The organism is Microbacterium sp. Root61 (assembly GCF_001427525.1).
Lineage (GTDB): Bacteria > Actinomycetota > Actinomycetes > Actinomycetales > Microbacteriaceae > Microbacterium.
On sequence record NZ_LMGU01000001.1, the window covers coordinates 206,108 to 229,738 of the forward strand.

Consider the following 23,631-nt stretch of genomic DNA (forward strand, 5'->3'; position numbering starts at 1 on the left):
GGTGGCACCCAAAGCGGTCCGGTTCGCGGCCCTGGTCCGTGAGGAGAAGGGGGATCGGCGCTGGGCGCGCGTGTGGTTTCAGCATAGCGAAGCAGCATGCCGTGGCGGCGATGCGATCACTCTGTATGACGCCAGAGCGGTGGTCGTGGATGCTCTAGACTCAAGGGTGTTCTGAACAGCGGCAAGATGTGGGGGGCGATGGACATCTCGACCACGTCGCAGACGACGGAATCTGCGGCACCGAAGAGCATCGGTCGCACCATCCGGGCGTACGTCGCCCTGACGAAGCCTCGTGTGCTGGAGCTTCTGCTCGTCACGACGGTTCCGGTGATGATCCTCGCTCAGGGCGGGCTGCCGAACCTCTGGCTCGTGCTGGCCACCGTCATCGGCGGTTCGCTGAGCGCCGGGTCTGCGGCGGCATTCAACATGTACATCGACCGCGACATGGACGCGCACATGCAGCGCACCGTGAACCGTCCGATCGTGACCGGTGAGATCACCCCGCGCGCGGCCCTCATCTTCGCCTGGACGCTCGGTGTCGTCTCCATCGCCTGGCTGTGGCTGACCACCAACTGGCTGGCCGCGGTGCTGTCGGCCGTCGCGATCTTCTTCTACGTAGTGATCTACACGATCATCCTGAAGCGCCGCACCGAGCAGAACATCGTCTGGGGCGGGATCGCCGGGTGCTTCCCGGTCGTGATCGGCTGGTCCGCCGTGACCGGTTCGCTGTCGTGGACCCCGATGATCCTGTTCGTGCTGGTGTTCCTGTGGACGCCGCCGCACTACTGGCCGCTGTCGATGAAGTACAAGGACCAGTACGAAGAAGTCGACGTGCCGATGCTCGGCGCGACCCGCAGCGGCTCGCAGGTCGGTCTCCAGGTCATCCTGTACGCGTGGGCCACCGTCGCGTGCTCGCTGCTGCTCATCCCCGTCGCGCCGATGGGCCTGCTCTACTCGGTCTCGGCCGTCGTCTTCGGCGGCTGGTTCATCTACGAGTCGCACCGCCTGTACTCGCGCGCCGTCCGCGGCGAGGAGCCGCGTCCGATGCGCGTCTTCCACGCTTCCATCACGTACCTCACGCTGATCTTCGTCGCTATCGGGGTCGACCCGCTGCTGCCGTTCTGATCCCTCGGTGGGTCTGCTCCATCTGTCGGTCTGGTCCTTCTGTGGGTCTGGTCCGTCTTGGGGTCTGATCCTTCTCGGGGTCTGATCCGGCATCGCCGTGACTGGGTGCTGCGCGGACTGGCGTGCTGCGCGGACTAGCGGTGCTGCGGGGTTTCCGTCTCCGCGCGGCTGACAGGCCTCGCCACTTCGTCGGAGATCACCTGTTCGTCGGATGCGGGCCCGGCGTGGCGTGCCGACGCTGTGGCGATCGCCGACGTTGTGTTGCGGCATCCGTCCTCCCACCGGGGTGTTGCGGTGCTACGGGGTTTCCCCGTCCGCGCGGCTGACAGGCCTCGCCACTTCGTCGGAGATCACCTGTTCGTCGGATGCGGGCCCGGCGTGGCGTGCCGACGCCGTGGCGATCGCCGACGTTGTGTTGCGGCATCCGTCCTCCCGCCGGGGTGTTGCGGCATCCGTCCTCCCCATCGGGGTCGCGTGCGCGTCTGATCCACAGACCCCGGGACCCGCGGGCGGTGTGGCGTCGGTGACAGGAAGAGTGGGGGGATGCCGCCGACTCCCGCCGATCGTCAGACCCGCGCTCTGCGCAACGTCCTTGATGCAGTTCGAGGGCGCGACGGAGTGGCGCGGGTGTCGCGGCTCGGCGCAGAGGGGCACTCGCGCCATTTCGTCCGGCTGGCGGTAGGTCGGGGACTACTCGTCAGCGTCCGCCGCGACTGGGTGGCGGTTCCCGGGGCCGACTCCGAACTGGTCCAGGCTGCGAGATGCGGCGTTGCGCTGACCTGCATCACACAGGCGCGGCGACTCGGGCTGTGGGTGCTCGAGGAAGACGGCGCACATGTCGGCGCCGCAACCCACGCGCGAGCACCGAACGGCCCTGCGGTCGTGCATTGGGCACGGCCGGTTCGGCCACGGCATCCCGACGATCTCGTCGATCCGATCGACAACGTCCTCGCGCTCGTGGCGGCGTGCCAGCCGTTCGAGGCAGCCTTGGCAACGTGGGAATCAGCGCTTCGGATCGGGCTGATCTCTCGCGAGCGCCTGGCGTCCCTGCCGCTGGGTCCTGCCGGTCTTCGGTTGCTCGCGGAGGCATCGCCGTTCTCGGACTCCGGCCTGGAGTCGATCTTCCGCATTCGGCTGCGGTGGCTGAACGTGCGGATCTTCGCACAGACCTGGATTGGGGGGCATCATGTCGACTTCCTGATCGGCGAGCGCCTCATCGTCCAAATCGATGGCGGCCACCACGTAGGTGCGCAGCGGGAGCGGGACAACGCGCATGACGCGGCATTGCGTCTGCTCGGGTACTCGGTGATCCGCGTGGGGTATCGGCAGGTGCTCGAGGATTGGCCGGCGGTGCAGGATGCGGTGATGGCGGCGATAGCTCAGGGATTGCACCTCGTGCACACCGGGGACGCGTGAACACATGTCTCGACGCGCCGAGGACGCGTACACACATGTCTCGACGTGCCGATGACGCGTACACACATGTCTCGACGTGCCGATGACGCACCACAGCGTCGGAGATCCACCGTTTGTCGGTTCCGCGGACGGCGGGGTGCTCCGACGCTGTGGCGATCTCCGACGCTGTGGTCGGCAGAGTGGGGTCAGCGCGCGGGCGTGACCTCGACCTCGACGACCTCGATGACCTCGACCGACTCGACGACCTCGGTCGCGGCATCCGCGGTGACGGGGGCATCCACGACCGACTTGACGGGGGTGTCGATGTCGTCCAGGTCGTCATCCGCCCAGGCGATGGACTCGAGAACCTGCCCACCGGATGCCGGGATCAGCGTGCTCACGACGGCCAGCGCCAGAGTCGTGATGACGCCGAAGAGGCCAACGGCCAGCAGGGCGCTGCCGATGACGACCCACGACTGACCGCCGTAGACCTCGACCGAGGTCGCGGTCTGGTCGGTGAGGGTCGCGATCATGGTCGACATGTTCGTGAAGACGAGCGCACCGCCCAGGACGGCGCTCACGATCGATCCGCTCAGCAGGAACCAGTAGGGGAGGCTGCGGAACAGCGAGGGACGAACGGGCATGCGGATGCTCCTTGAGATTCGGGACCACGGGTACCCGCGGCATGTGCCAGCCTGGTGCGCGGTCCCGAACGCACCATATGCGGAGTCGATGAGTCGGCTATGAATGACAGCCGAGTCGAAGGTCAGTGCGCGGCGACCGTCGCTTCGTCCGACTCTGCGGTGGCCAGGGGAGCGGCTGCGGGGCGCTTCAAGCGCAGGATGACGAGGGTCATGGCCGCCGCAGTGAGCGCGGCGAGCACCATGTGCACGCCGACCGCGAGCACGGGGAGGCCGTTGCGCGCCTGGTAGAGACCGACGGCGATCTGCACGAATTCGACCGCGAGCAGAGTGATCGCCCAGTTGCGCGTGGGCAGCCCCTTGACCGCGGCGGCGACCACGAGGAGAACGGTCAGCACCAGCAGGGCGTACCCGGGCCAGGCGTGCACGTGCTCGAGGACGGTGGCGTCGAAGCCGTTCCGGCCGGACGCGGCGTCGCCGGAGTGCGGGCCGGCACCGGTCGTCAGGATGCCGAAGGCGATGGAGACGGCCATCACCGCGGCTGTGAGGTGGGTGAGCCTGGCGTACCAGGCGGGCACCGCGAGCGTGCGCGGGCCGGGCACGTCGTCCATCCGCGCCAGGAAGGCGGCGGTGACGCACACCAGCAACAGCGAGGAGACGTAATGGAAGCCGACGATGAAGGGGTTCAGGCCCGTCCAGACCGTGATCCCGCCCACGATGGCCTGCGCGATGATGCCCACCCCGACGATGACCGCGAGCGTCCAGAGGTCCTTGCGGGTGCGCCAGAGGCGGGTGGTGAGCATCAGGATCACCACGACGAGCGCGATGATGCCGACCACGCCGGTCATCATCCGGTTCCCGAACTCGATGAGGCTGTGATAGGTCAGCTCTTCGGTCGGGATGAGCGACTCGGGGGTGCAGGTCGGCCACGAGGGGCATCCGAGTCCCGAACCGGTGAGGCGCACGGCGCCGCCGGTCGCGATGATCGTCACCTGTGCGACGAACGAGGCCCACGCCGCGATGCGCAGAGGGGTGCCGGGGCGGACGCTGACATCGGGCATTGCAAAGCCTCCTCGTCCACGCACGTCGGTCGGGCGACCGCGGCGGGGGCGGAACCTGTAGAATCAAGGGGTCGGGATGCGTGCGCGTCATGCGCAACGCTCCACTGACAGTGTAGGCGCGCAGGACGGCGCCACTTGAGTAGGGCCCACCAGCGGCACCCCACCCTTCGGGTGTGGAATGCCGGGGCGGATGACACCGTTGAGGCCCAGAGGAGAGTGTGACGATGTCGGATGTGCTGATCGACCGCCCGGAGCTTGACGGACTCGGTGTTTACGAGTTCGGCTGGCACGACGAGGATGCTGCAGGAGCCATCGCCAAGCGCGGGCTCAGCGAGGCCGTCGTGCGAGGGATCTCCGGGCTGAAATCGGAACCCGAATGGATGCTGAAGAACCGTCTGAAGGGTCTTCAGCTGTTCGAACGCAAGCCGATGCCGACCTGGGGTGCCGACCTCAGCGAGATCGACTTCGACAACATCAAGTATTTCGTGCGCTCGACCGAGAAGCAGGCGCAGTCGTGGGAGGACCTCCCCGAGGAGATCCGCAACACGTACGAGCGCCTCGGCATCCCCGAGGCGGAGCGTCAGCGCCTCGTCGCCGGCGTCGCCGCGCAGTACGAGTCCGAGGTCGTCTACCACCAGATCCGCGAGGACCTGGAGGCGCAGGGCGTCATCTTCATGGACACCGACACGGCGCTGCGCGAGCACCCCGAGTTCTTCGACGAGTACTTCGGCACCGTCATCCCCGCCGGCGACAACAAGTTCGCCGCGCTGAACACGGCCGTGTGGTCCGGCGGATCGTTCGTCTACGTCCCGAAGGGCGTGCACGTCGAGATCCCGCTGCAGGCCTACTTCCGCATCAACACCGAGAACATGGGGCAGTTCGAGCGCACCCTGATCATCGCGGACGAAGACTCCTACATCCACTACATCGAGGGCTGCACGGCGCCGATCTACAAGAGCGACTCGCTGCACTCCGCGGTCGTCGAGATCATCGTCAAGAAGAACGCCCGCGTGCGGTACACGACCATCCAGAACTGGTCGAACAACGTGTACAACCTCGTCACCAAGCGTGCGATCGCCCACGAGGGCGCCACCATGGAGTGGATCGACGGCAACATCGGGTCCAAGGTCACGATGAAGTACCCGTCCATCTTCCTCGTCGGCGAGCGGGCCAAGGGCGAGACCCTCTCCGTCGCCTTCGCCGGTCCCGGCCAGCACCAGGACGCCGGCGCCAAGATGATCCACATGGCGCCGTACACGCAGTCCTCCATCGTCTCGAAGTCGATCGCCCGTGGCGGCGGACGTGCCGGCTACCGCGGTGAGGTGCGGGTGGATGCGAATGCGCACCACTCCGCCAACACCGTGCGCTGCGATGCGCTGCTGGTCGATTCGATCTCGCGCTCCGACACGTACCCCGCCATCGACATCCGCGTCGACGACGTCCAGCTCGGCCACGAGGCCACGGTCTCGAAGGTCAGCGAAGAGCAGCTGTTCTACCTCATGAGCCGGGGCATGCCCGAGGACGAGGCGATGGCGATGATCGTCCGCGGCTTCATCGAGCCCATCGCCCGCGAGCTGCCCATGGAGTACGCCATGGAGCTCAACAAGCTCATCGAAATGGGCATGGAAGGATCCGTCGGCTAGTTATGACGACCACGACCACCCCCCTGCCGGGAAGCCAAGCGCACACCGACGGAGGATGGGGCAACAAGTCTGCGCCCGTGATCCCCGTGCAGACGCGTTCTGACCGCCCCACCTCGTTCGACCCTGCCGACTTCGGCACGCCGAACGGCCGCGAAGTCAACTGGAAGCACACGCCGATCGATCGCCTCGGCGCCCTGCTGCAGGACGACGAGTCCGACGCGGATGCCGTGCTGATCTCCACGACCGCTCCGGACACGCTGTTCGTCCCCTCCGCAGGAGTCGACGCCGCCGTGCGCGGCGAGGTCTTCCGTCCGGAAGACGTCGTCAGTGCGATCGTCTGGAAGCGCAGCACCGACGCGCTGCACGTGCAGATCCCCGCCGATGAAGAGCTCGCCGAGCCGGTGCGCATCGATCTGAGCGGTGCCGGTTCCGGCCTGCACAGCCGTTCGCACATCATCATCGAGGCGATGCCGAACGCACGCGGCACCGTGCTGCTCTACCACTCCGGCTCCGCGCAGTACGCGCAGAACGTGGAGATCATCGTCCGCGATGGCGCCAACCTCACGGTGCTGTCCGTGCAGCGCTGGGATGGCGACGCCGTGCACGTGGCGTCCCATCAGGCCCGCGTCGATCGCGATGCGTCCCTGACTCACCTGATCGTGAGCCTCGGCGGCAGCGTCGTGCGCATCAACCCCTCGGTCGAACTGGCCGGCGCGGGATCGGATGCGCGCCTGTTCGGCGTCTCGTTCGCCGATGCCGGCCAGCACTTCGAGAGCCAGGTGTACATGCACCACAAGGGGCCGCACACCAAGGGCGACGTGCTCTACAAGGGCGCCCTGCAGGGTGCGGACGCCCGCAGCGTGTGGATCGGCGACGTCCTGATCGGACCGGACGCCACCGGCACCGACTCGTACGAGGCGAACCGCAACCTGGTGCTCACCGACGGTGCGCGCGCCGACTCGATCCCGAACCTCGAGATCCAGACGGGCGACATCCAGGGCGCCGGACACGCGAGTGCGACCGGTCGCTTCGACGACGAGCAGCTGTTCTACCTGCTGTCCCGCGGGATCACCGAGCCGGAGGCGCGACGCCTCGTTGTCCTCGGCTTCCTCAGCGAAATCGTGCAGCGGATCGGCATCCCCGTGCTGGAAGCCGAGCTCATCGAAGCGATCGAGCGCGAACTCGAGGAAGGGCAGGATCGATGACCGCGGCCAAGGTCTGCGCCCTGAGCGACCTCGAGCAGGACACCGCCATCCGCGTGGAGGTCGACGGCGTGCCCATGGCCGTCGTGCTCGATTCGAACGGCGAGGTGCACGCCATCGGCGACACCTGCACCCATGGCGACATCTCGCTCGCCGAGGGGTTCGTCGACGGCGACGCGCTGGAGTGCTGGGCCCACGGCTCCGCCTTCTCGCTGCGCACCGGCAAGCCGCTCAACCTCCCGGCTTACGAGCCGGTCCCTGTTTATGCCGTCGTGATCGAGGGCGATGACGTCCTCATCGATCCCGCCGTGCTCAAAGATGTGAACTGAAGAAGGAAGCCTGAATGTCTGTCCTCGAGATCCGCGACCTGTTTGTGACGGTCGAGACCGATGCGGGAACCACCCCCATCCTCAACGGCCTGTCGCTGACCATCCGTACCGGTGAGACGCACGCCATCATGGGCCCCAACGGCTCCGGCAAGTCCACGCTGGCCTACACGATCGCCGGCCACCCCAAGTACAACGTGACCGGTGGCACGATCACGCTCGACGGCGAGGATGTCCTCGCGATGACCGTCGACGAGCGCGCCCGCGCCGGCCTGTTCCTCGCGATGCAGTACCCGGTGGAGATCCCCGGCGTCACCGTCACGAACTTCCTGCGCACCGCCAAGACGGCGATCGACGGCGAAGCGCCGTCGATCCGCACCTGGACCAAGGACGTCAAGGCGTCGATGAAGAACCTTCGGATGGATCCGAAGTTCGCGGCGCGCAACGTCAACGAGGGATTCTCCGGCGGCGAGAAGAAGCGCCACGAGATCCTCCAGCTCGAGCTGCTGAAGCCGCGGATCGCGGTCCTCGACGAGACCGATTCCGGCCTTGACGTCGACGCGCTGAAGATCGTCTCCGAGGGCGTCAACCGCGCCAAGGCGGAGAGCGACCTCGGTGTGCTCCTCATCACGCACTACACCCGCATCCTGCGCTACATCCACCCCGACTTCGTGCACGTGATGGTCGCGGGTCGCATCGTCGAGGAGGGCGGCCCCGAGCTCGCCGAGCGCCTCGAGGACGAGGGCTACGACCGGTTCATCGAACCGGCATCCGACGCCACCGTCGACGCCGACGCGTAGACTTCGATCATGACCGCGACGCTCACACCCGAGAAGTACGACGAGGTCACCGAAGCTCTCAAGGACGTCATGGACCCCGAGCTCGGGATCAATGTCGTCGACCTGGGGCTCATCTACGACCTCGCCTGGGATGACGAGAACGATGCTCTCGTCATCCACATGACGCTGACCAGCGCCGGCTGCCCGCTGACGGATGTGCTCGAAGAGCAGACCGCCCAGGCGCTCGACGAGGTCGTGGAGCAGTTCCGCATCAACTGGGTGTGGATGCCGCCGTGGGGTCCGGAGAAGATCACCGACGACGGCCGCGACATGATGCGGGCGCTCGGCTTCGCCATCTGATCGGCGGCCTGTGTCGTATGACGCAGGATGAGCTCGGTGAGCTCACCCGCTGACGCGCCGACTAGGCTCGAGTAGTGAGCGTCACCCCCCTTCAGGCCCTGCCGATCGACGACCTGCGTGAGCGGTCCAGCACGAAGTGGCGCACCTACGCGCCCGACGTGCTCCCGCTGTTCGTGGCCGAGACGGATTTCGCTCACGCACCCGCGATCACCGCCGCCCTCGAGCGCGCCGTGCGCCTCGGCGACACCGGCTACACGCCGCCGGACCCCGGCATCCGTGACGCGTATGTCGCGTTCGCCGAGCGCCGCTTCGGCTGGCAGGTCGACCCCGCAAGGATCCGCACCACGTGCGACGTGATGATGGGCGTCGTCGAGCTGCTGCGCCGGGTCATCGAGCCCGGAGACCGCGTCATCACGACCCCGCCGGTGTATCCGCCGTTCAACGACTGCATCCCGGAAGCCGGGGGAGTCGTCGAGACCGTGCCGCTCCGTGAGACGGCCGACGGCTGGGAGCTGGACCTGCTGGGTATCGAGGCGGCGTTCGCCGGCGGTGCGCGCGCGATCCTGCTGTGCAACCCGCACAACCCCACCGGCACGGTGCACTCCCGGGAGAGCCTCGCCGCTCTTGCCGAGCTCGCCCAGGGCTTCGGAGCCGTCGTCGTCAGCGACGAGATCCACTCGCCGTTGACGCAGCCGGGCATCGACTTCACGCCGTTCCTGGCAGCATCCGAAACCGCCGCCCGTGTCGGGTACGCCGTGACGAGTGCGAGCAAGGCGTTCAACACCGCCGGCCTCAAGTGCGCGCTGATGATCACCGCGGCCGAGGACACCACCGCCGTGCTGCGCGGCCTCCCCGCCGAAGTCGAGTGGCGCACCGGGCTGTTCGGCGCGATCGCGGGCGTTGCCTCCTTCGCCCCCGAGAGCGACGAGTGGCTCGACAGTCTGCTGCTCACACTCGATCAGAACCGTCGCCTGCTGGCCGAGATGCTCGCCGAGCACGTTCCGGGCGCACGCTATCGGATGCCGGATGCCGGTTTCCTCGCGTGGGTCGACCTGTCCGAGCTCGGCTGGGGTGAGAATCCCGCCGTGAAGATCCTCCGCGACGCCAAGGTCGCCCTGCACTACGGTCCGCACTTCGGCGTCGAGGGCAACGGCCACGTGCGCATCAACATCGGCTGCGCACCCGAGGTCCTGCGCGAAGCAGTGGAGCGCATCGGTGCGCTCCTGACACCGTGAGCACTGCCAACGACACGACCGAGTCCGTCTGGCGGGGGCGCTACCTCGGCGTGACGGTGGGTGCGGTCGCGCTCGTCTTCCTCGCGGCGATGCAGTCCCTGGCCGTCACGACGGTCATGCCCATCGTCAGTGCCGAGCTCGACGGTGCGGCCCTGTACGCGGTCGCGTTCTCGGGCACGCTCGCCACGAGCGTCATCGGCATGGTCGCAGCCGGCGCCTGGGCCGACCGATCCAGCCCGGTGCCCGCGCTCACGGCGGCGGTCACGCTGTTCGTGATCGGGCTCGTCATCGCCGGGGCGGCCACCAGCATGGAGATGCTGGTCGTCGGACGGCTCATCCAGGGCCTCGGCACGGGAGGTCAGACCGTCGCGCTGTACGTCGTCGTCGCGCGGATGTATCCGGCAGCCCTGCACGGACGCGTGTTCGCGGCGTTCTCCGCCGCGTGGGTGGTGCCCTCGCTGATCGGCCCGTTCCTCGCCGGTGCCGTCACTGAGTACCTGCACTGGCGCTGGGTGTTCCTCGGCGTCGCAGGGCTGACGATCCTCTTCTTCATCGTCGTGATGTCGCGCCTCCGCGGACGTGATCTGCACACCGATGAACCGGCCAAGGGGCGCATCGCCGCACGGCTGGGGTTCGCCGTCGCGGTCGCCGCCGGCGCGCTCACACTCAGCCTGGCCGGCGAGTTCGGCGCCTGGTCGTGGGTCGTGGTCGGGGCATCCGCTGTCGTGATCGGTCTGGCCGCCCGTCCGCTGCTTCCGCCGCGCACGCTGCGCGCGGGCCGCGGGCTGCCCAGTGTGGTCCTGATGCGCGGGCTGATCGCCGGTGCGCTGTTCGGCGCGGAGATCTACGTCCCCTACCTGCTGATCGACGAGTACGGCTTCTCGCCGACCTGGGCGGGGCTCGGGCTGACCACCGCAGCCGTGGCGTGGGCCGCGGCCGCTGAGATCCAGGGGCGGTACGGCGACCGCATCGGCAACGCGCGGATCACCCTGTTCGGTGTCGCCCAGCTGTTCGCCGCGCTGCTGTTCGCGGGCGCGACGGCGCTGCTGCACCTGCATCCGGCGGTGCTGATCATCGGCTGGGCGCTGGCCGGGGCCGGCATGGGGCTCATGTACCCGCGGCTCACCGTGCTGACGCTGGCGTATTCGACGCCGCAGAACCAGGGCTTCAACTCATCCGCACTGTCGATCTCGGACTCGATCGGGGCGGCGACCGCGATCGCCGTCATGGGTGTCGTGTTCACGGCGCTCACGGGCACGCATGCCGGATTCCCGGTCGTGTTCGCGATCGCCGGTGTCCTGACGCTGCTGGCGCTGATCCCCGGACTGCGGATGGGGCACGCGCACGAGCAGCACAGATAGGCGCAGGCTGCCTGCCGGCTAGTTCTCGGCGCGACCGAGCCGCCAGTAGCCCATGAACGCGACGGCGCGACGATCGACGCCGCGCTCACTGACGAGGTGGCGACGCAGGGTCTTGATCGCCCCGGCCTCGCCGGCCAGCCACGCGTAGAGGCGGGCACTCTTCAGCGCTGCGCCGCCCTTCGCCGTGCGCGGCACCTCCCACAGGATGTCGGTGTCGATGTCGATCTCCTCGACGTCGGATCCCTCACCGGTCGGCACGAGGGTGGCCGCGGCATCCATCACCGATGTCAGCAGGTGGCTGTGGCGGTCGCCGTCACGACGGGCTCCGACTCGATACTCGAAACCCGGGTGGTGCGGCAGATACGCGGCGTCGTCGGGATGCGGGACCTCCAGTGCAACCACGCCGGTGGCCTCGCGCGGCAGCTGTTCGAGGATCGCCGCGATCGCCGGGGCGGCGGTCTCATCGCCCGCGAGGAGGATCTGGTCGACGGTCGCCGGTGGGACGAAGTCGATCCCGTAGCTGACCCCGCTATGAGCCGAGGTCGGGGCGAAGATGAGAACATCGTCGCCGACCGCGGCCTTCGCGATCCAGTCGGATGCGGGGCCGAGCACGTCGTGCGACACCATGTCGATGTCGACCTCATTCGCGTCGTTGCGGACGTAGCGGGTCGTGTATGTCCGGAACGGCGGCCGGTCCGCCTCGGGCAGCTCACGCCACTGGGTGTACCAGTCCTCACCGGTCGGCATCGCGTCCAGGCTCGCGGTCGAGGTGGGGAACACGATCTTGACGCGCTGATCGAGGCCCGGATCGCCGTAGACGGCGAGGTCGTCGCCGCCGAACGTGAAGCGGCGGAAGCTCGGGGTGAGGTCGGTGATGGAGGTCACCGTCGCGCGGAAGAAGCGGTGGACATCAAGAGCGGTCGTGGTCACCGGAGGGTCCTTTCGGTGGTGAGGGCGGGGGAGACGTGGTGCCGTCCGCGGGGGAGCACGATGGGCGCGCCCGAGACAGGGTCGGACACGACGAGCGCGTCGAGATCGAAGACCTCGCGGATGAGCTCGCTCGTCATGACCTCGTTCGGCGGGCCGCTGGCGACGATGCGACCGGCGCGCAGGGCGAACAGGTGGTCGGCATAGCGCGCGGCGAGGTTCATGTCGTGCAGCACCATGACGATGGTGGTGCCGCGCTCGTGGTTGAGGTCGGTCAGCAGATCGAGGACCTCGACCTGGTGTGCGACATCCAGGAACGTCGTGGGTTCGTCCAGCAGCAGGATGTCGGTCTCCTGGGCGAGTGCCATCGCGATCCAGACGCGCTGGCGCTGGCCGCCGGACAGCTCGTCGACGGAGCGGTCGGCGAGGTCCTCGATGCCGGTCGCCTCGAGTGCCCGTGCCACGACCTCGTAGTCGTGCGCGTTCCACCGGGCGAGCAGCTTCTGGTGAGGGTGGCGCCCGCGTCCGACCAGATCGGCGACGGCGATGCCCTCGGGAGCGACCGGGCTCTGCGGGAGCAGACCGAGGGTGCGGGCCACCTCTTTCGACGGGAGTCCGTGCAGTGAACGGCCGTCGAGCACCACCTGGCCGTGTTTCGGCGTGATGAGGCGGGCCAGGGCGCGCAGCAGCGTCGACTTGCCGCATCCGTTCGCTCCGACGATCGCCGTGATGCGCCCGGGCGGAACCCGGAGGTCGAGGCTTTCGACGATCGTGCGGTCGCCGTAGGCCAATGTCAGCGCTTCCGCGGAGAGCGTGTGGTGGTCGGTCGAGGTGGGGGATGCGGTCACAATGACCCTCCGGAGCGATTCGTCCTGATGAGCAGGTAGATGAGGTACGGTGCGCCGAGCACGCCGGTGATGACGCCGACCGGGTAGCGGCTGTCGAACGCGAACTGTCCGAGGAGGTCGGCCACGAGCACCAACAGCGCCCCGACGAGGCCGGACGGCAGCAGCAGCGCGGCGCCGGGACCGACCAGGCGCGCCGCGATGGGTCCGGCCATGAACGCGACGAACGCGATGGGCCCGGTCGCTGCGGTGGCGAACGCGAGGAGGGCCACCGCGGCGACGATCGCGGTCACCCGGGTGGCGTTCAGCCGGACGCCGAGGCTCGCTGCGGCATCGTCTCCGAGTCGCATCACCCCGAGCGCGCGACCTTGCGCCAGCAGCAGCGGCACCAGCACGAGGCTCGTGATCGCGAGCGGCAGTACCACTGACCACGTGGCGCCGTTGAGGCTGCCGGTGAGCCAGCGCGTGGCGGATTGGAGATCCCACGCCACAGCCTTGGACAAGACATAGGTGACGACGCTGTCGAGCATCGCGGCCACGCCGATGCCGATGAGGATGAGTCGCGTGCCGGCGAAGCCGCCCTTGTTCGACAGGAGGTAGATCGCCAGGGCGGTCAGCAGCGCACCCGCGACGGCGAGCAGCGACACGAGCGTCTCGTTGAGGGAGAGCACGACGATGCCGAACACGGCGGCGGCACTCGCTCCCGAGGTGATGCCGATGATGTCGGGGGAGGCGAGCGGGTTGCGCAGCATGGTCTGGAACGTCACACCGGCGATGCCGAACGCGAACCCCGCGAGCACGGCCAGCACGGAGCGCGGCAGTCTGAGCTCGCCGACGGTGAACGACGCGCCGGGGACGGTTTCGCCGAGGATCACCCGGGCGACCTCGTCGAGTCCGTAGAAGCTCTTGCCGATCATGAGCGATACGGCGAACGCGACGACCAATGCCAGCGCCAGCATTCCCGTCACGATCGCGTGACGCCGCATCCGCCGGCGTCGCCCCGCGACGATCGCACGCGCGGTGCTCGCGGCCGCACGCTCGCGGTCCGTACCTGAAGCCCCGCGCGGAGCGACCGTTTGCCGCGTCTCGCGAGACGCGGTCCGGGAGGGGCCGGGGGTGGTGGGGGCGGTCACAGCTCGCGGACTTTCTGGCGGCGGACGATCCAGATGAAGACGGGGGCTCCGATCAGCGCTGTGATGATCCCGACCTCGATCTCGCCGGGCCGAGCGACGACGCGGCCGATCACATCGGCTGCGACGAGCAGCGCCGCGCCGATCACTGCCGAAAACGGCAGCAGCCAGCGGTGGTCGGTGCCGACGAGCAGCCGGCACAGGTGCGGCACGACCAGCCCGACGAACGCGATCGGCCCGACCACGGCCGTCGCCGCACCGCAGAGCACGACTGCACCTGCCGAGGCGATGAGCCGCGTTCGGCCGACACGCTCGCCCAGCCCGGCGGCGAGATCGTCGCCGAGTGCGAGCGAGTTCATGCCGCGGGCGCAGACGAGACAGACGACCGCCCCGATCGCGAGCACGGGGAGCACGATCGCTATGCGATCCCACGTCGCGCCGCCCACACCGCCGATCTGCCAGAACCGGAACGACTCCATGATGTCGACCCGGGGGAGCAGGATCGCGCTCACGAGCGACATGAAAGCGGCGGATGCTGCGGCACCCGCCAGCGCAAGCTTCAGCGGCGTCGCACCCCCGCGCCCCAGGGACCCGACGACGTAGACGAAGACGGCGGCCCCGGCGGCGCCGAGGATCGCGGTGCCGATGAAGGCGTACGGGTCCGACATCCCGAAGAAGGCGATGCCGATCACGACGGCGAGGGCGGCCCCGCCGGAGACCCCGAGGATGCCGGGATCGGCGAGCGGGTTGCGGGTCACGGCCTGCATCGTGGTGCCGGACAGGGCGAGCGCCGCCCCCACCAGCACGGCGAGGACGGTGCGGGGGATGCGGGTGACCACGGCCGCCTGCGCGACCCCACTCGTGTCGCCGGACAGCCCGGCGAAGATGTCACCGACTGAGACCGTGCGTACCCCGAACGCGACGGAGACGACGCACAGTGCGGCGAGCACCACGATCGCGACCCCGAGCCACGCGAGCCGCACCGTGACCGGACGCCGCAGGGTCGCGGCATCCGGCACCGTGGTGCGGGTCTCGAGAATGGTCACCCGGCAGGCTTCCCGCTCGTCAGCGGAGGGCGCCGGCCAGCAGGGCGAAGTACTCGTCGATGCCCCAGCCGATCGACAGCGGCGAGGGGTTGGCGGAAGCCGCCAGCGGCGTCGACTCCTCGAGGATTGCGATGCGCCCCTCGGCGATGGCCGGGATCTGCGACAGCAGCGGATCGGCCTGCAGCTGCGCGATGATCGAGCCGCTCGCGTCGCCGTACGTGACGAAAACGTCGACATCGGCGAAGCGGTCGGCCTGCTCCGCACTCACTTCGGCATAGAACTGCTCGCCGTCGGACTCTTCGGAGACCACCGTCGGGAGGGGGAGCCCGAGGGACTCCAGGAATCCGGGGCGCGTGTCGAGGCTCGTGTAGAAGCCGATCCGGCTGAAGTCGGACGGGTCGATGTATGAGAACAGGACGGTGGAATCGGCGAGCTCGGGGTTCGCGGCCAGAGCGGAGTCGACCTTGCCGTGCAGCTCGTCGATGAGCGCATCGCCCTCATCGGCCAGGCCGAGCGCGGTCGAGTTCAGGCGGATCATGTCCTCGTAGGAGGTGCCCCACGCGACCTCGGGGTACGCGACGACCGGCGCGATCTTCGACAGCGTGTCGTATTCCTCCTGCGTGAGACCGGAATACGCGGCGAGGATGACGTCGGGCTGCGTGTCCGCGACCGCCTCGAAGTCGATGCCGTCGGTCTCGTCGAACAGCACCGGAGTTTCGGCGCCGAGCTCGTCGAGCTTGTCCTCGACCCAGGGGAGGACGCCGTCGCCGTCGTCGTCGCCCCATGTGACCTTCGCCATCCCGACCGGCACGACGCCCAGCGCGAGGGGGACTTCCTGGTTCGACCACGCGACGGTCGCGACGCGCTCGGGTGCGGAGTCGATCGTGGTCTCGCCGTACGCATGCTCGATCGTCACAGGGAAGCCCGCGGAGGCGGAGTCCGGCGCGGTCCCGGCGTCGGTCGCCCCGGCGCCGGAGCATCCGACGAGGGTGAGAGCGGCGATTGCGACGAGGGCGGTTGCGGCGGCGGTGCGGGTGCGAGGCACGGGGGGATCTCCAGTCGACCGAGTTCCGATAAGGACAGCCTTACCTTACGCACGGGTCGGAACTGTGTCGAATCCGATCGCAACATGACGGAAGCCCCGACCGCGATCGGGGCTTCGTCACGATTCGGGATGCCGCGGCATCCGGAATCCGGTCAGTTCTTGCCGGCGTCGGCCTTCCGCACGAGGGCCCACGCGCCCGGGATGATTGCGGCGGCGAGGCCGGCCTTGATCAGACCGCCCACGATGAACGGCAGCAGTCCGACGCCGAGGATCGTCGCGAAGGAGTAGTCCAAGCCCATGACGCCGTTCAAGATGAACGCCATGTACGGGATGCCGAACAGGAACGGCACGACGCTCGCTGCGGCGAAGCCGACGAACGCCAGGGCCGGGCGGCGGTCCCACGCGCGCTCCGCGAACCAGCCGGCGACGAACGCCGCGAAGATGAAGCCGATGACGAAGCCGAAGCTCGGCTTGCCCAGCGCCAGGACGGTGCCGGTGAAGCCGGCGAAGACCGGAAGCCCCGCGAGGCCCGCGAGCATGTAGGTCGTGAGGGCCGCCGCACCGCGCCAGGCGCCGAGCGCGGCGCCGACGACGATGACGCCGAGCGTCTGGCCGGTGATCGGCACCGGCCACAGCGGGATCTCGACCTGGGCGAGCAGTGCCACGACGGCCGCGCCGGTGATCACGAGGCCGGCGTCGAGCGCGAATGCGCGGGTGCGGGAGGACGGGCGGGCGATGACGTCGGCGAGCACCCGACGGGCGCCAGTGGAGGCGGAGGGAGAGGCTGCGATGGATGACATGGGACTCAGCCTAGAGGGGCGTAACGCGAGCGACTTGGATGCATGTCACCAAGGAATCCGAATTCGACTGTGAGGTGTCCACATGCTCCTCGGAGGCGGCTCGGCGGACGCGCAGGTGCCGCAACCTATACTGGGAGGCTGGCCGTTCGGTCATCTCTCTTCTCTCCAAAACGAAACGGACGATAGCTGTGCTCGCCGTGCACGACCTTGAAATTCGCGTGGGTGCCCGCGTGCTTATGACGGACGTCTCGTTCCGTGTCAGTAACGGCGACAAGATCGGACTCGTCGGCCGAAACGGAGCCGGCAAGACGACGCTCACGAAGGTGCTCGCCGGCGACCTGCTGTCCGCCGCCGGCCGCGTCGACCGCTCCGGAGAGCTCGGCTATCTGCCGCAGGACCCGCGCACCGGCGACCCCGAGATGCTCGCCCGCACCCGTATCCTCGATGCCCGCGGCCTGGGCACTCTCGCGCTCGGCATGCACGAGGCATCCGTCGCCATGGGCGACGCGGACGAGGCGGTCGCGGCGAAGGCGATGCGCAAGTACGCGAACCTCACCGAGCGCTTCGAGGCCCTCGGCGGCTACACCGCGGAGGCGGAGGCGGCGACGATCGCGCACAACCTCTCGCTGCCGGACCGCATCCTCGATCAGCCGCTGAAGACCCTCTCCGGCGGTCAGCGCCGTCGCATCGAGCTCGCCCGCATCCTGTTCTCGGATGCCGAGACGATGATCCTCGACGAGCCGACGAACCACCTCGACGCGGACAGCGTCGTGTGGCTGCGGGAGTTCCTGAAGAACTACCGGGGTGGGCTGATCGTGATCAGCCACGACGTCGAGCTCGTGGGGGAGACCGTCAACCGTGTCTTCTACCTCGATGCCAACCGCCAGATCATCGACGTCTACAACATGAACTGGAAGAACTACCTGCGCCAGCGGGTCGCCGACGAGGAGCGTCGCAAGAAGGAGCGCGTCAACGTCGAGAAGAAGGCGACCGTGCTGCAGCAGCAGGCCGCCCGGTTCGGCGCCAAGGCGTCGAAGGCCGCTGCGGCGCACCAGATGGTGGCCCGCGCCGAGAAGATGCTCGCGGGGCTGGACGAGGTGCGTCAGGAGGAGCGCGTCGCCAAGCTGCGCTTCCCGAAGCCCGCTCCGTGCGGCAAGACCCCGCTGATGGCGACCGGTCTGTCGAAGTCGTACGGCTCGCTGGAGATCTTCACCGACGTCGACCTCGCGATCGACCGCGGATCGAAAGTCGTGGTGCTCGGTCTCAACGGTGCCGGAAAGACCACCCTGCTGCGGATGCTGGCCGGCGTGGACCAGCCCGACACCGGGGAGATCATCCCCGGACACGGTCTCAAGATCGGCTACTACGCGCAGGAGCACGAGAACCTCGACGTAGATCGGTCGGTGCTGGAGAACATGATGTCGGCGGCGCCGGACATCACCGCGACGGACGCCCGCAAGGTGCTGGGATCGTTCCTGTTCACCGGCGACGACGTGCTCAAGCCCGCCGGCGTGCTGTCCGGCGGCGAGAAGACCCGCCTGTCGCTCGCGACGCTCGTGGTCTCTTCCGCCAACATGCTTCTGCTCGATGAGCCGACGAACAACCTCGACCCGGCCTCGCGCGAGGAGATCCTCGACGCGCTGGCGCACTACGAGGGTGCCGTCGTCCTGGTCTCGCACGATGAGGGCGCCGTGCGCTCGCTGAACCCCGAGCGCGTCTTGATCCTGCCCGACGGTGTCGAAGACATCTGGGGCCGCGACTACATCGACCTCATCGAGCTCGCCTAGCCCGACCGTGAGCGGCTGCCGCGCGAGGAGCGTGGTGGCTGCCGTGCCCCGAGCCCGGCGAATGCCGCCTCACGAGGGGGAGCGGACGCCGCGACCTAGCGGGTGCGGTCCAGCAGTTCGTCTTCGTCCTCGGTGTCGCGATCGCGGCGCCGCGGCGGGGCGGCACGGAGGTACGCGGCGACTCCCGGGTCGGTGCCCGCAGCCTCGGCGCGCGCGGACGCCGCACGCTCCTCGGCCTCTTCGAGGCGATACTTGCGCTCGCTGCGGATGACGTAGCCGATGAAGATGAAGCCCATCACGGCGAACAGGATCCACTGGATCGCGTACGACAGGTGCGGCCCCGGGTCTTCCGACGGCGGGTCGATCGCGCTCGGACGCGTCGCGGGGGCGGGGTCTTCGGAGTACATCAGGCCGTAGGCGCTCTGCTCCATCGGCACGCTGTTCTGCGGGTCGACGACGCCGGCCACGAGGGGGAGGTTGATCGTCGGCACCTGCCCGTCGGGCGCCGTGCGGCCCGAGGCGGGGAGCTGCTCGCCGAGGCGCATGCGCACGAGCACCGTGACCTCGCCCTCCGGCGGGGCCGGCACCACGTCGGGCTCGGGCTGCTCCGAGCCGGGAGCCACCCAGCCCCGGTTGATCAGGAGGATGCGGCCGTCATCGAGCTGGAACGGCACCAGCACCTCGAACGCGGCGGTGCCGCCGTGCGCCCGGTTGCGCACCAGGAGCTGCTGGTCGGCGAGATAGGTCCCGGTCAGCTCGACCGGCTGCCACTGGTCGGCGGCGGTCAGGCTGCCGCCCTCGGGGATGACATCGGCGAGGGGCACGGGGTCCGTGTCGTAGTTCGCGGCGACCAGTGCGAGCTGCTCGCTGCGGCTCGCGTTGCGGTCGAACTGCCAGTTCGACAGGAAGGCGCACGCGATCGCGAACACGATGGCGATCGCGACGTAGATCGTCCAGCGGACGGCGGCCGGAGCGGTGCGGCGGCTCATGCGACGTCTCCCACGGGATTCAGCGGGTGGGCCTGCACGGGGAAGTCGCGCGCGGCGAGGAATTCACGGAGGTAGTCGACGTGCTCGTCGCAGGCCACCCAGGTCTTGGTGCGGTCCGCCGCATGGATGCGCGGATTCCGCCAGTCGATCCGCCACGACGCAGGCAACCGGCATCCGGCCCTCGAACATTCGGGGGCGTCGTCGGTGGTGCTCATTCGGGAACGTCTCGCTCTCGCGGCGGGTCGAGACGCGGCGTCTCGGTCAAGCGGATGACGCGATCGTCGGTCTCACTGGGCGCGGGCGGCGCGGGTTCTGCCGGGAGGGCGCGTTCGGGGTTCTCGGCGGTGCTCTCGGGCCCGTCCGATCCGACGTTCGCGAAGACCACGGCGATGTAGGGGAGGAAGACCGCGGCCGCCCCGAACACCCACGTGTACCAGCCGTACGGCGTGATCACGACCATGAGCACGAAGCACAGGACACGCACGCCCATCGTGATCAGATAGCGCACCGAGCGCGCGCTCACATCGTCCCGCGGTGCGCGCGGGAGGGATGTCGCAGACTGCGCGTGCGTCGAACTCTTCACAGTGCTTCCAGACTACGCCGGGAGCGCACAGTCGGCGCCCCCGCGGGTCAGCTGTAGCCGAACTCGGACGAGCTCGCGGCGACCCCGATGAAGAACAGGAAGAACGCGATGGTCGCCAGGACGATGAGTCCGAGTCCGACCCAGCCCACGATGACGCCGGCCAGTGCCATCCCGCGGCCCTTCTCGCCGGTCGTGGCGATCTGCTTGAGCGCGATGTGGCCCATAATGGCGCCGGCGAGCGAGCCGACGAACGGGAGGATCCAGATCGCACCGGCGATCGAGGCGATCATCGAGATGACGGCCAGGACGTTGGTCTTGGGGCCAGTGGCGTAGGCGCCGTACGGCTGCTGCGGAGCGCCGTAGGCCGCCTGCGGGTACTGGGGCTGGCCGTACTGCGGCGGCTGCGGGGCCGCGTACTGCGGCGGCTGCGGCGGGGTGCCGTACGCCGGCGGCGGGTAGGCGGCCGGCTGCGCGGAGCCGGGCTGGGCCGGGGCGCCGTAGGGCGGCGGAACGGCAGGGGTCGCCGGGTTCTCGGGGGTGTTGTCGCTCATGATGTGCCCTTTCGCCGGCGGTGGTGTAGGTCCAGCGTTTCAGCGGTGGGACCGGGTGTCAAACGCGCGCGCCGGTAGGCTGGTGCGGTTCCGTCCGTCGTCCTCCGGGAGTCCTTCATGTCCAGCGATCGCGTCGTACTCGTCACCGGCGGCAACAGGGGGATCGGCCGCGCGATCGCGGAGCGGTTCGTCGCCGAGGGTTACAAGGTCGCGGTGACCGCGCGCTCGGGCGACGGCCCCATGGGTACGCTCACGGTGCGTGCGGACGTGACGGATGCCGCGTCCGTCGACGCCGCCTTCACCCAGGTCGAGCAGCAGCTCGGGCCGGTGGAGATCGTCGTCGCGAATGCGGGCATCACGAAGGACACGCTGCTGCTGCGCATGAGCGAGGACGACTTCGACAGCGTCGTGAACACCAACCTCGGTGGCGCGTTCCGTGTCGTCAAGCGGGCCTCCAAGGGCATGCTGCGCGCCCGCTGGGGCCGCGTCATCCTGATCTCGAGTGTGGTGGGCCTGTACGGCTCCGCCGGGCAGATCAACTACGCCGCCTCCAAGAGCGGACTGGTCGGCTTCGCCCGCTCGCTCACGCGCGAGCTCGGTGCCCGCGGCATCACGGCCAACGTCGTGGCGCCCGGCTTCATCGAGACCGACATGACCGCCGCGCTGCCTGAAGACACGCAGGCCGAGTACAAGCGCAACATCCCCGCGGGGCGCTTCGCGACCGCCGACGAAGTCGCCGGAGTCGTCACCTGGCTGGCATCGGATGCCTCGGCGTACATCTCCGGCGCCGTGATCCCGGTCGACGGGGGATTGGGCATGGGGCACTGAGCCCCGCCCGCGCGCGCTACGGCAGCAGGGGGATCACTTCGCGCAGGTCGACCTTGGCGATGACCAGATCGGCCTGAGCCCGCACGGCGGGCTTCGCGTTGAACGCGAGACCGAGGCCGGCGGTCGCCATCATGCGCAGGTCGTTCGCCCCGTCGCCGATCGCGATGGTGCGCGACAGCGGTACGCCGCACTCGTCGGCCCACTGACGCAGCGTCGTGGCCTTGCCCTCGGCATCCACGATCTCGCCGTCGACGGTGCCGGTCAGCGCGCCGTCGGTGACGTGCAGGCGGTTGGCGCGCCAGAAGTCGACGCCCAGGTCGGGTGCGACGGTGTCGAGGATCTCGTGGAACCCGCCGGAGACGACGCCGACGCGTCCGCCGCGCGCGTGCACCTCGGCGATCAGCTCGCGCACGCCGGGGGTGGGTTCGATGCGGGCAAGGACGCGGGCGAAACGCGCGACCGGAACGCCCTCGAGCGCCTGCACGCGTGAGCGCAGGCTGGTGGCGAAGTCGACCTCGCCGCGCATCGCGGCCTCGGTCGCTGCGGCGACCTCGGCTCCGCGCCCGGCCTCATCGGCGATCAGCTCGATGACCTCGTTGCGGATGAGCGTGGAATCGGCGTCGAGAACGACGACGAAACGGGCGGGAGCGGCAGGCATCCCTCCACCGTAGCGGGAGCGGATGCCGCGTCCGTGCGGGCCGTCAAGCCTCGACGCGGACGTTCTTGCCGACGATCGTGATGCCCGAATCGGTGACGGTGAAACCACGCTCGAGGTCGCGTTCGCGGTCGACGCCCACTGTCGCACCGGCCGCGAGCTCGACGTTCTTGTCGAGGATCGCGCGATGGATCCGCGCGCCGGGGCCGACGTGCACGTGATCGAACAGGACCGAATCGGTGATCGTGGAACCCCCGCCCGCGAGCGTCCACGGCCCGACGACGCTGCGCTCCAGATGTGTGCCGGAGAGCACGGATCCGAGCGACACGATCGAGTCGATCGCGTTGCCGATGCGGCCTACCGAGTCGCGCACGAACTTGGCAGGGGGCGAGTTCAGCGCCTGGGCATGGATCGGCCAGTCGGTGTTGTAGAGGTTGAAGACCGGCAGCGTCGAGATCAGGTCCATGTGGGCATCGAAGAACGAGTCGATCGAACCCACGTCGCGCCAGTAGTCCCGATCGCGATCGGTGGACCCGGGCACGTCGTTGCGCTTCATGTCGTAGACGCCGGCCTCGGATCGGCCGACGAAGTACGGGATGATGTCGCCGCCCATGTCGTGGTTGGACGTCGGAAGCTCGCCGTCGGACTCGACGGCCTCGATCAGGGCGTCGGCGTCGAAGATGTAGTTGCCCATCGAGGCCAGGACCTCGTTCGGGGCGTCGAGCAGTCCCGTCGGGTTCTGCGGCTTCTCCAGGAACTCGTTGATCTTCGACTGATCTGCGGAGTCGACGTCGATCACGCCGAACTGGTTGGCGAACGAGATCGGCTGGCGGATGCCGGCGACGGTCGCACGTGCGCCGGACTCGATGTGGGCATCCAGCATCTGCTGGAAGTCCATCCGGTACACGTGGTCGGCGCCGATCACCACCACGATGTCCGGCTTCTCGTCGTTGATGAGGTTGAGGCTCTGCAGGATCGCGTCGGCGGAACCCGAGAACCATCGCTTGCCGAGGCGCTGCTGCGCAGGAACCGACGTCACGTACGACCCCAGCAGCGGCGACATCCGCCACGTCTGCGAGATATGCCGGTCGAGGCTGTGGGACTTGTACTGCGTGAGCACGACGAGCTGTCTCAACCCCGAATTGACGAGATTCGAGATCGCGAAGTCGATCAGGCGATACTGCCCGCCGAAGGGGACGGCGGGCTTCGCGCGATCGGCCGTCAACGGCATGAGTCGCTTGCCCTCACCGCCGGCGAGGATGATTCCGAAGATCTTCGGCGCTGCTGGCATGGCACCACACTATGCCGCACTTCAGC

The 23,631-nt window shown here is 68.7% G+C and carries 25 protein-coding genes; 11 read left to right on the forward strand and 14 right to left on the reverse strand.

What is annotated here, in order from left to right; all coding sequences use genetic code 11:
* The first annotated feature begins 198 nt into the window (after positions 1-198).
* Positions 199-1,125: a heme o synthase gene (locus tag ASD65_RS01005; protein WP_056217227.1), complete on the forward strand. Its 927-nt coding sequence runs from the start codon at positions 199-201 to the stop codon at positions 1,123-1,125.
* Between the two features lie 543 nt (positions 1,126-1,668).
* Positions 1,669-2,541, forward strand: a complete 873-nt coding sequence (locus tag ASD65_RS01010; RefSeq protein WP_056217230.1) for an endonuclease domain-containing protein — start codon at positions 1,669-1,671, stop codon at positions 2,539-2,541.
* A gap of 185 nt (positions 2,542-2,726) precedes the next feature.
* Here the strand turns inward: ASD65_RS01010 and ASD65_RS01015 are convergent, their stop codons facing one another.
* Both ASD65_RS01015 and ASD65_RS01020 read right to left on the reverse strand, forming a co-directional pair.
* Positions 2,727-3,164 (reverse strand): hypothetical protein, encoded by a 438-nt coding sequence (locus ASD65_RS01015; protein WP_056217233.1) that lies wholly within the window; start codon positions 3,162-3,164, stop codon positions 2,727-2,729.
* A gap of 122 nt (positions 3,165-3,286) precedes the next feature.
* On the reverse strand, positions 3,287-4,222 hold the full coding sequence (locus ASD65_RS01020) for a COX15/CtaA family protein (protein WP_082561516.1): 936 nt from the start codon (positions 4,220-4,222) through the stop codon (positions 3,287-3,289).
* Between the two features lie 224 nt (positions 4,223-4,446).
* Between ASD65_RS01020 and sufB the strand changes: the two genes are divergently transcribed.
* From sufB to ASD65_RS01055, 7 genes are all read left to right on the forward strand, one after another.
* A complete protein-coding gene (gene sufB, locus ASD65_RS01025; protein WP_056217236.1) occupies positions 4,447-5,865 on the forward strand; it encodes a Fe-S cluster assembly protein SufB in 1,419 nt (472 codons plus the stop codon).
* 2 nt (positions 5,866-5,867) lie between these two features.
* Entirely contained in the window at positions 5,868-7,070 is a 1,203-nt protein-coding gene (sufD, locus tag ASD65_RS01030; protein ID WP_056217239.1) for a Fe-S cluster assembly protein SufD, read from the forward strand.
* On the forward strand, positions 7,067-7,396 hold the full coding sequence (locus ASD65_RS01035) for a non-heme iron oxygenase ferredoxin subunit (RefSeq protein WP_056217240.1): 330 nt from the start codon (positions 7,067-7,069) through the stop codon (positions 7,394-7,396). The genes sufD and ASD65_RS01035 overlap by 4 nt, the downstream gene beginning before the upstream one ends.
* Positions 7,397-7,410: 14 nt before the next feature.
* Positions 7,411-8,193: a Fe-S cluster assembly ATPase SufC gene (sufC, locus tag ASD65_RS01040; protein ID WP_056217243.1), complete on the forward strand. Its 783-nt coding sequence runs from the start codon at positions 7,411-7,413 to the stop codon at positions 8,191-8,193.
* A 9-nt stretch (positions 8,194-8,202) separates the two neighbouring features.
* A complete protein-coding gene (locus ASD65_RS01045; protein WP_056217246.1) occupies positions 8,203-8,532 on the forward strand; it encodes a metal-sulfur cluster assembly factor in 330 nt (109 codons plus the stop codon).
* A 74-nt stretch (positions 8,533-8,606) separates the two neighbouring features.
* Complete coding sequence (locus ASD65_RS01050; protein ID WP_056217247.1) at positions 8,607-9,767, forward strand: MalY/PatB family protein; 1,161 nt, start codon at positions 8,607-8,609, stop codon at positions 9,765-9,767.
* A complete protein-coding gene (locus ASD65_RS01055) occupies positions 9,764-11,128 on the forward strand; it encodes an MFS transporter (RefSeq protein WP_056217250.1) in 1,365 nt (454 codons plus the stop codon). Before ASD65_RS01050 ends, ASD65_RS01055 begins: the two co-directional genes overlap by 4 nt.
* An 18-nt stretch (positions 11,129-11,146) precedes the next feature.
* Here the strand turns inward: ASD65_RS01055 and ASD65_RS01060 are convergent, their stop codons facing one another.
* The 6 genes from ASD65_RS01060 to ASD65_RS01085 all read right to left on the reverse strand — a co-directional run bounded on the left by ASD65_RS01060 (position 11,147) and on the right by ASD65_RS01085 (position 16,921).
* Positions 11,147-12,058 carry a siderophore-interacting protein gene (locus ASD65_RS01060; RefSeq protein WP_056217253.1) on the reverse strand — a complete coding sequence of 304 codons (912 nt, stop codon included), beginning with the start codon at positions 12,056-12,058 and terminating at the stop codon, positions 11,147-11,149.
* Complete coding sequence (locus tag ASD65_RS01065; RefSeq protein WP_056217256.1) at positions 12,055-12,903, reverse strand: ABC transporter ATP-binding protein; 849 nt, start codon at positions 12,901-12,903, stop codon at positions 12,055-12,057. Before ASD65_RS01065 ends, ASD65_RS01060 begins: the two co-directional genes overlap by 4 nt.
* Entirely contained in the window at positions 12,900-13,886 is a 987-nt protein-coding gene (locus ASD65_RS01070; RefSeq protein WP_082561517.1) for a FecCD family ABC transporter permease, read from the reverse strand. The genes ASD65_RS01065 and ASD65_RS01070 overlap by 4 nt, the downstream gene beginning before the upstream one ends.
* A gap of 143 nt (positions 13,887-14,029) precedes the next feature.
* On the reverse strand, positions 14,030-15,076 hold the full coding sequence (locus ASD65_RS01075; RefSeq protein ID WP_056217257.1) for a FecCD family ABC transporter permease: 1,047 nt from the start codon (positions 15,074-15,076) through the stop codon (positions 14,030-14,032).
* A 19-nt stretch (positions 15,077-15,095) separates the two neighbouring features.
* A complete protein-coding gene (locus ASD65_RS01080; RefSeq protein ID WP_056217260.1) occupies positions 15,096-16,121 on the reverse strand; it encodes an iron-siderophore ABC transporter substrate-binding protein in 1,026 nt (341 codons plus the stop codon).
* Positions 16,122-16,273: 152 nt separating this feature from the next.
* Complete coding sequence (locus tag ASD65_RS01085) at positions 16,274-16,921, reverse strand: biotin transporter BioY (protein ID WP_056217263.1); 648 nt, start codon at positions 16,919-16,921, stop codon at positions 16,274-16,276.
* A gap of 188 nt (positions 16,922-17,109) precedes the next feature.
* Here ASD65_RS01085 and ASD65_RS01090 point away from each other — a divergent pair, with 188 nt between their 5' ends.
* A complete protein-coding gene (locus ASD65_RS01090) occupies positions 17,110-18,708 on the forward strand; it encodes an ABC-F family ATP-binding cassette domain-containing protein (protein WP_056217266.1) in 1,599 nt (532 codons plus the stop codon).
* 95 nt (positions 18,709-18,803) lie between these two features.
* Here ASD65_RS01090 and ASD65_RS01095 read toward each other — a convergent pair whose 3' ends face one another.
* Genes ASD65_RS01095 through ASD65_RS01110 form a run of 4 tightly spaced genes read right to left on the reverse strand, consistent with a single transcriptional unit; the run spans position 18,804 to position 20,831 of the window.
* Positions 18,804-19,697 carry an SURF1 family cytochrome oxidase biogenesis protein gene (locus tag ASD65_RS01095; protein WP_056217269.1) on the reverse strand — a complete coding sequence of 298 codons (894 nt, stop codon included), beginning with the start codon at positions 19,695-19,697 and terminating at the stop codon, positions 18,804-18,806.
* Entirely contained in the window at positions 19,694-19,912 is a 219-nt protein-coding gene (locus ASD65_RS01100; RefSeq protein WP_056217272.1) for a hypothetical protein, read from the reverse strand. Before ASD65_RS01100 ends, ASD65_RS01095 begins: the two co-directional genes overlap by 4 nt.
* A complete protein-coding gene (locus tag ASD65_RS01105; protein WP_082561518.1) occupies positions 19,909-20,280 on the reverse strand; it encodes a DUF3099 domain-containing protein in 372 nt (123 codons plus the stop codon). The genes ASD65_RS01100 and ASD65_RS01105 overlap by 4 nt, the downstream gene beginning before the upstream one ends.
* Positions 20,281-20,327: 47 nt before the next feature.
* Entirely contained in the window at positions 20,328-20,831 is a 504-nt protein-coding gene (locus ASD65_RS01110; protein ID WP_056217276.1) for a DUF4190 domain-containing protein, read from the reverse strand.
* Between the two features lie 117 nt (positions 20,832-20,948).
* On the opposite strand from ASD65_RS01110, the gene ASD65_RS01115 reads away from it, so the two are divergent.
* Complete coding sequence (locus ASD65_RS01115) at positions 20,949-21,659, forward strand: beta-ketoacyl-ACP reductase (protein WP_056217279.1); 711 nt, start codon at positions 20,949-20,951, stop codon at positions 21,657-21,659.
* Between the two features lie 16 nt (positions 21,660-21,675).
* Here ASD65_RS01115 and serB read toward each other — a convergent pair whose 3' ends face one another.
* Both serB and ASD65_RS01125 read right to left on the reverse strand, forming a co-directional pair.
* Complete coding sequence (gene serB, locus ASD65_RS01120) at positions 21,676-22,317, reverse strand: phosphoserine phosphatase SerB (protein ID WP_056217282.1); 642 nt, start codon at positions 22,315-22,317, stop codon at positions 21,676-21,678.
* 43 nt (positions 22,318-22,360) lie between these two features.
* Complete coding sequence (locus tag ASD65_RS01125; protein ID WP_056217285.1) at positions 22,361-23,605, reverse strand: glucose-1-phosphate adenylyltransferase; 1,245 nt, start codon at positions 23,603-23,605, stop codon at positions 22,361-22,363.
* Positions 23,606-23,631: the final 26 nt, after the last annotated feature.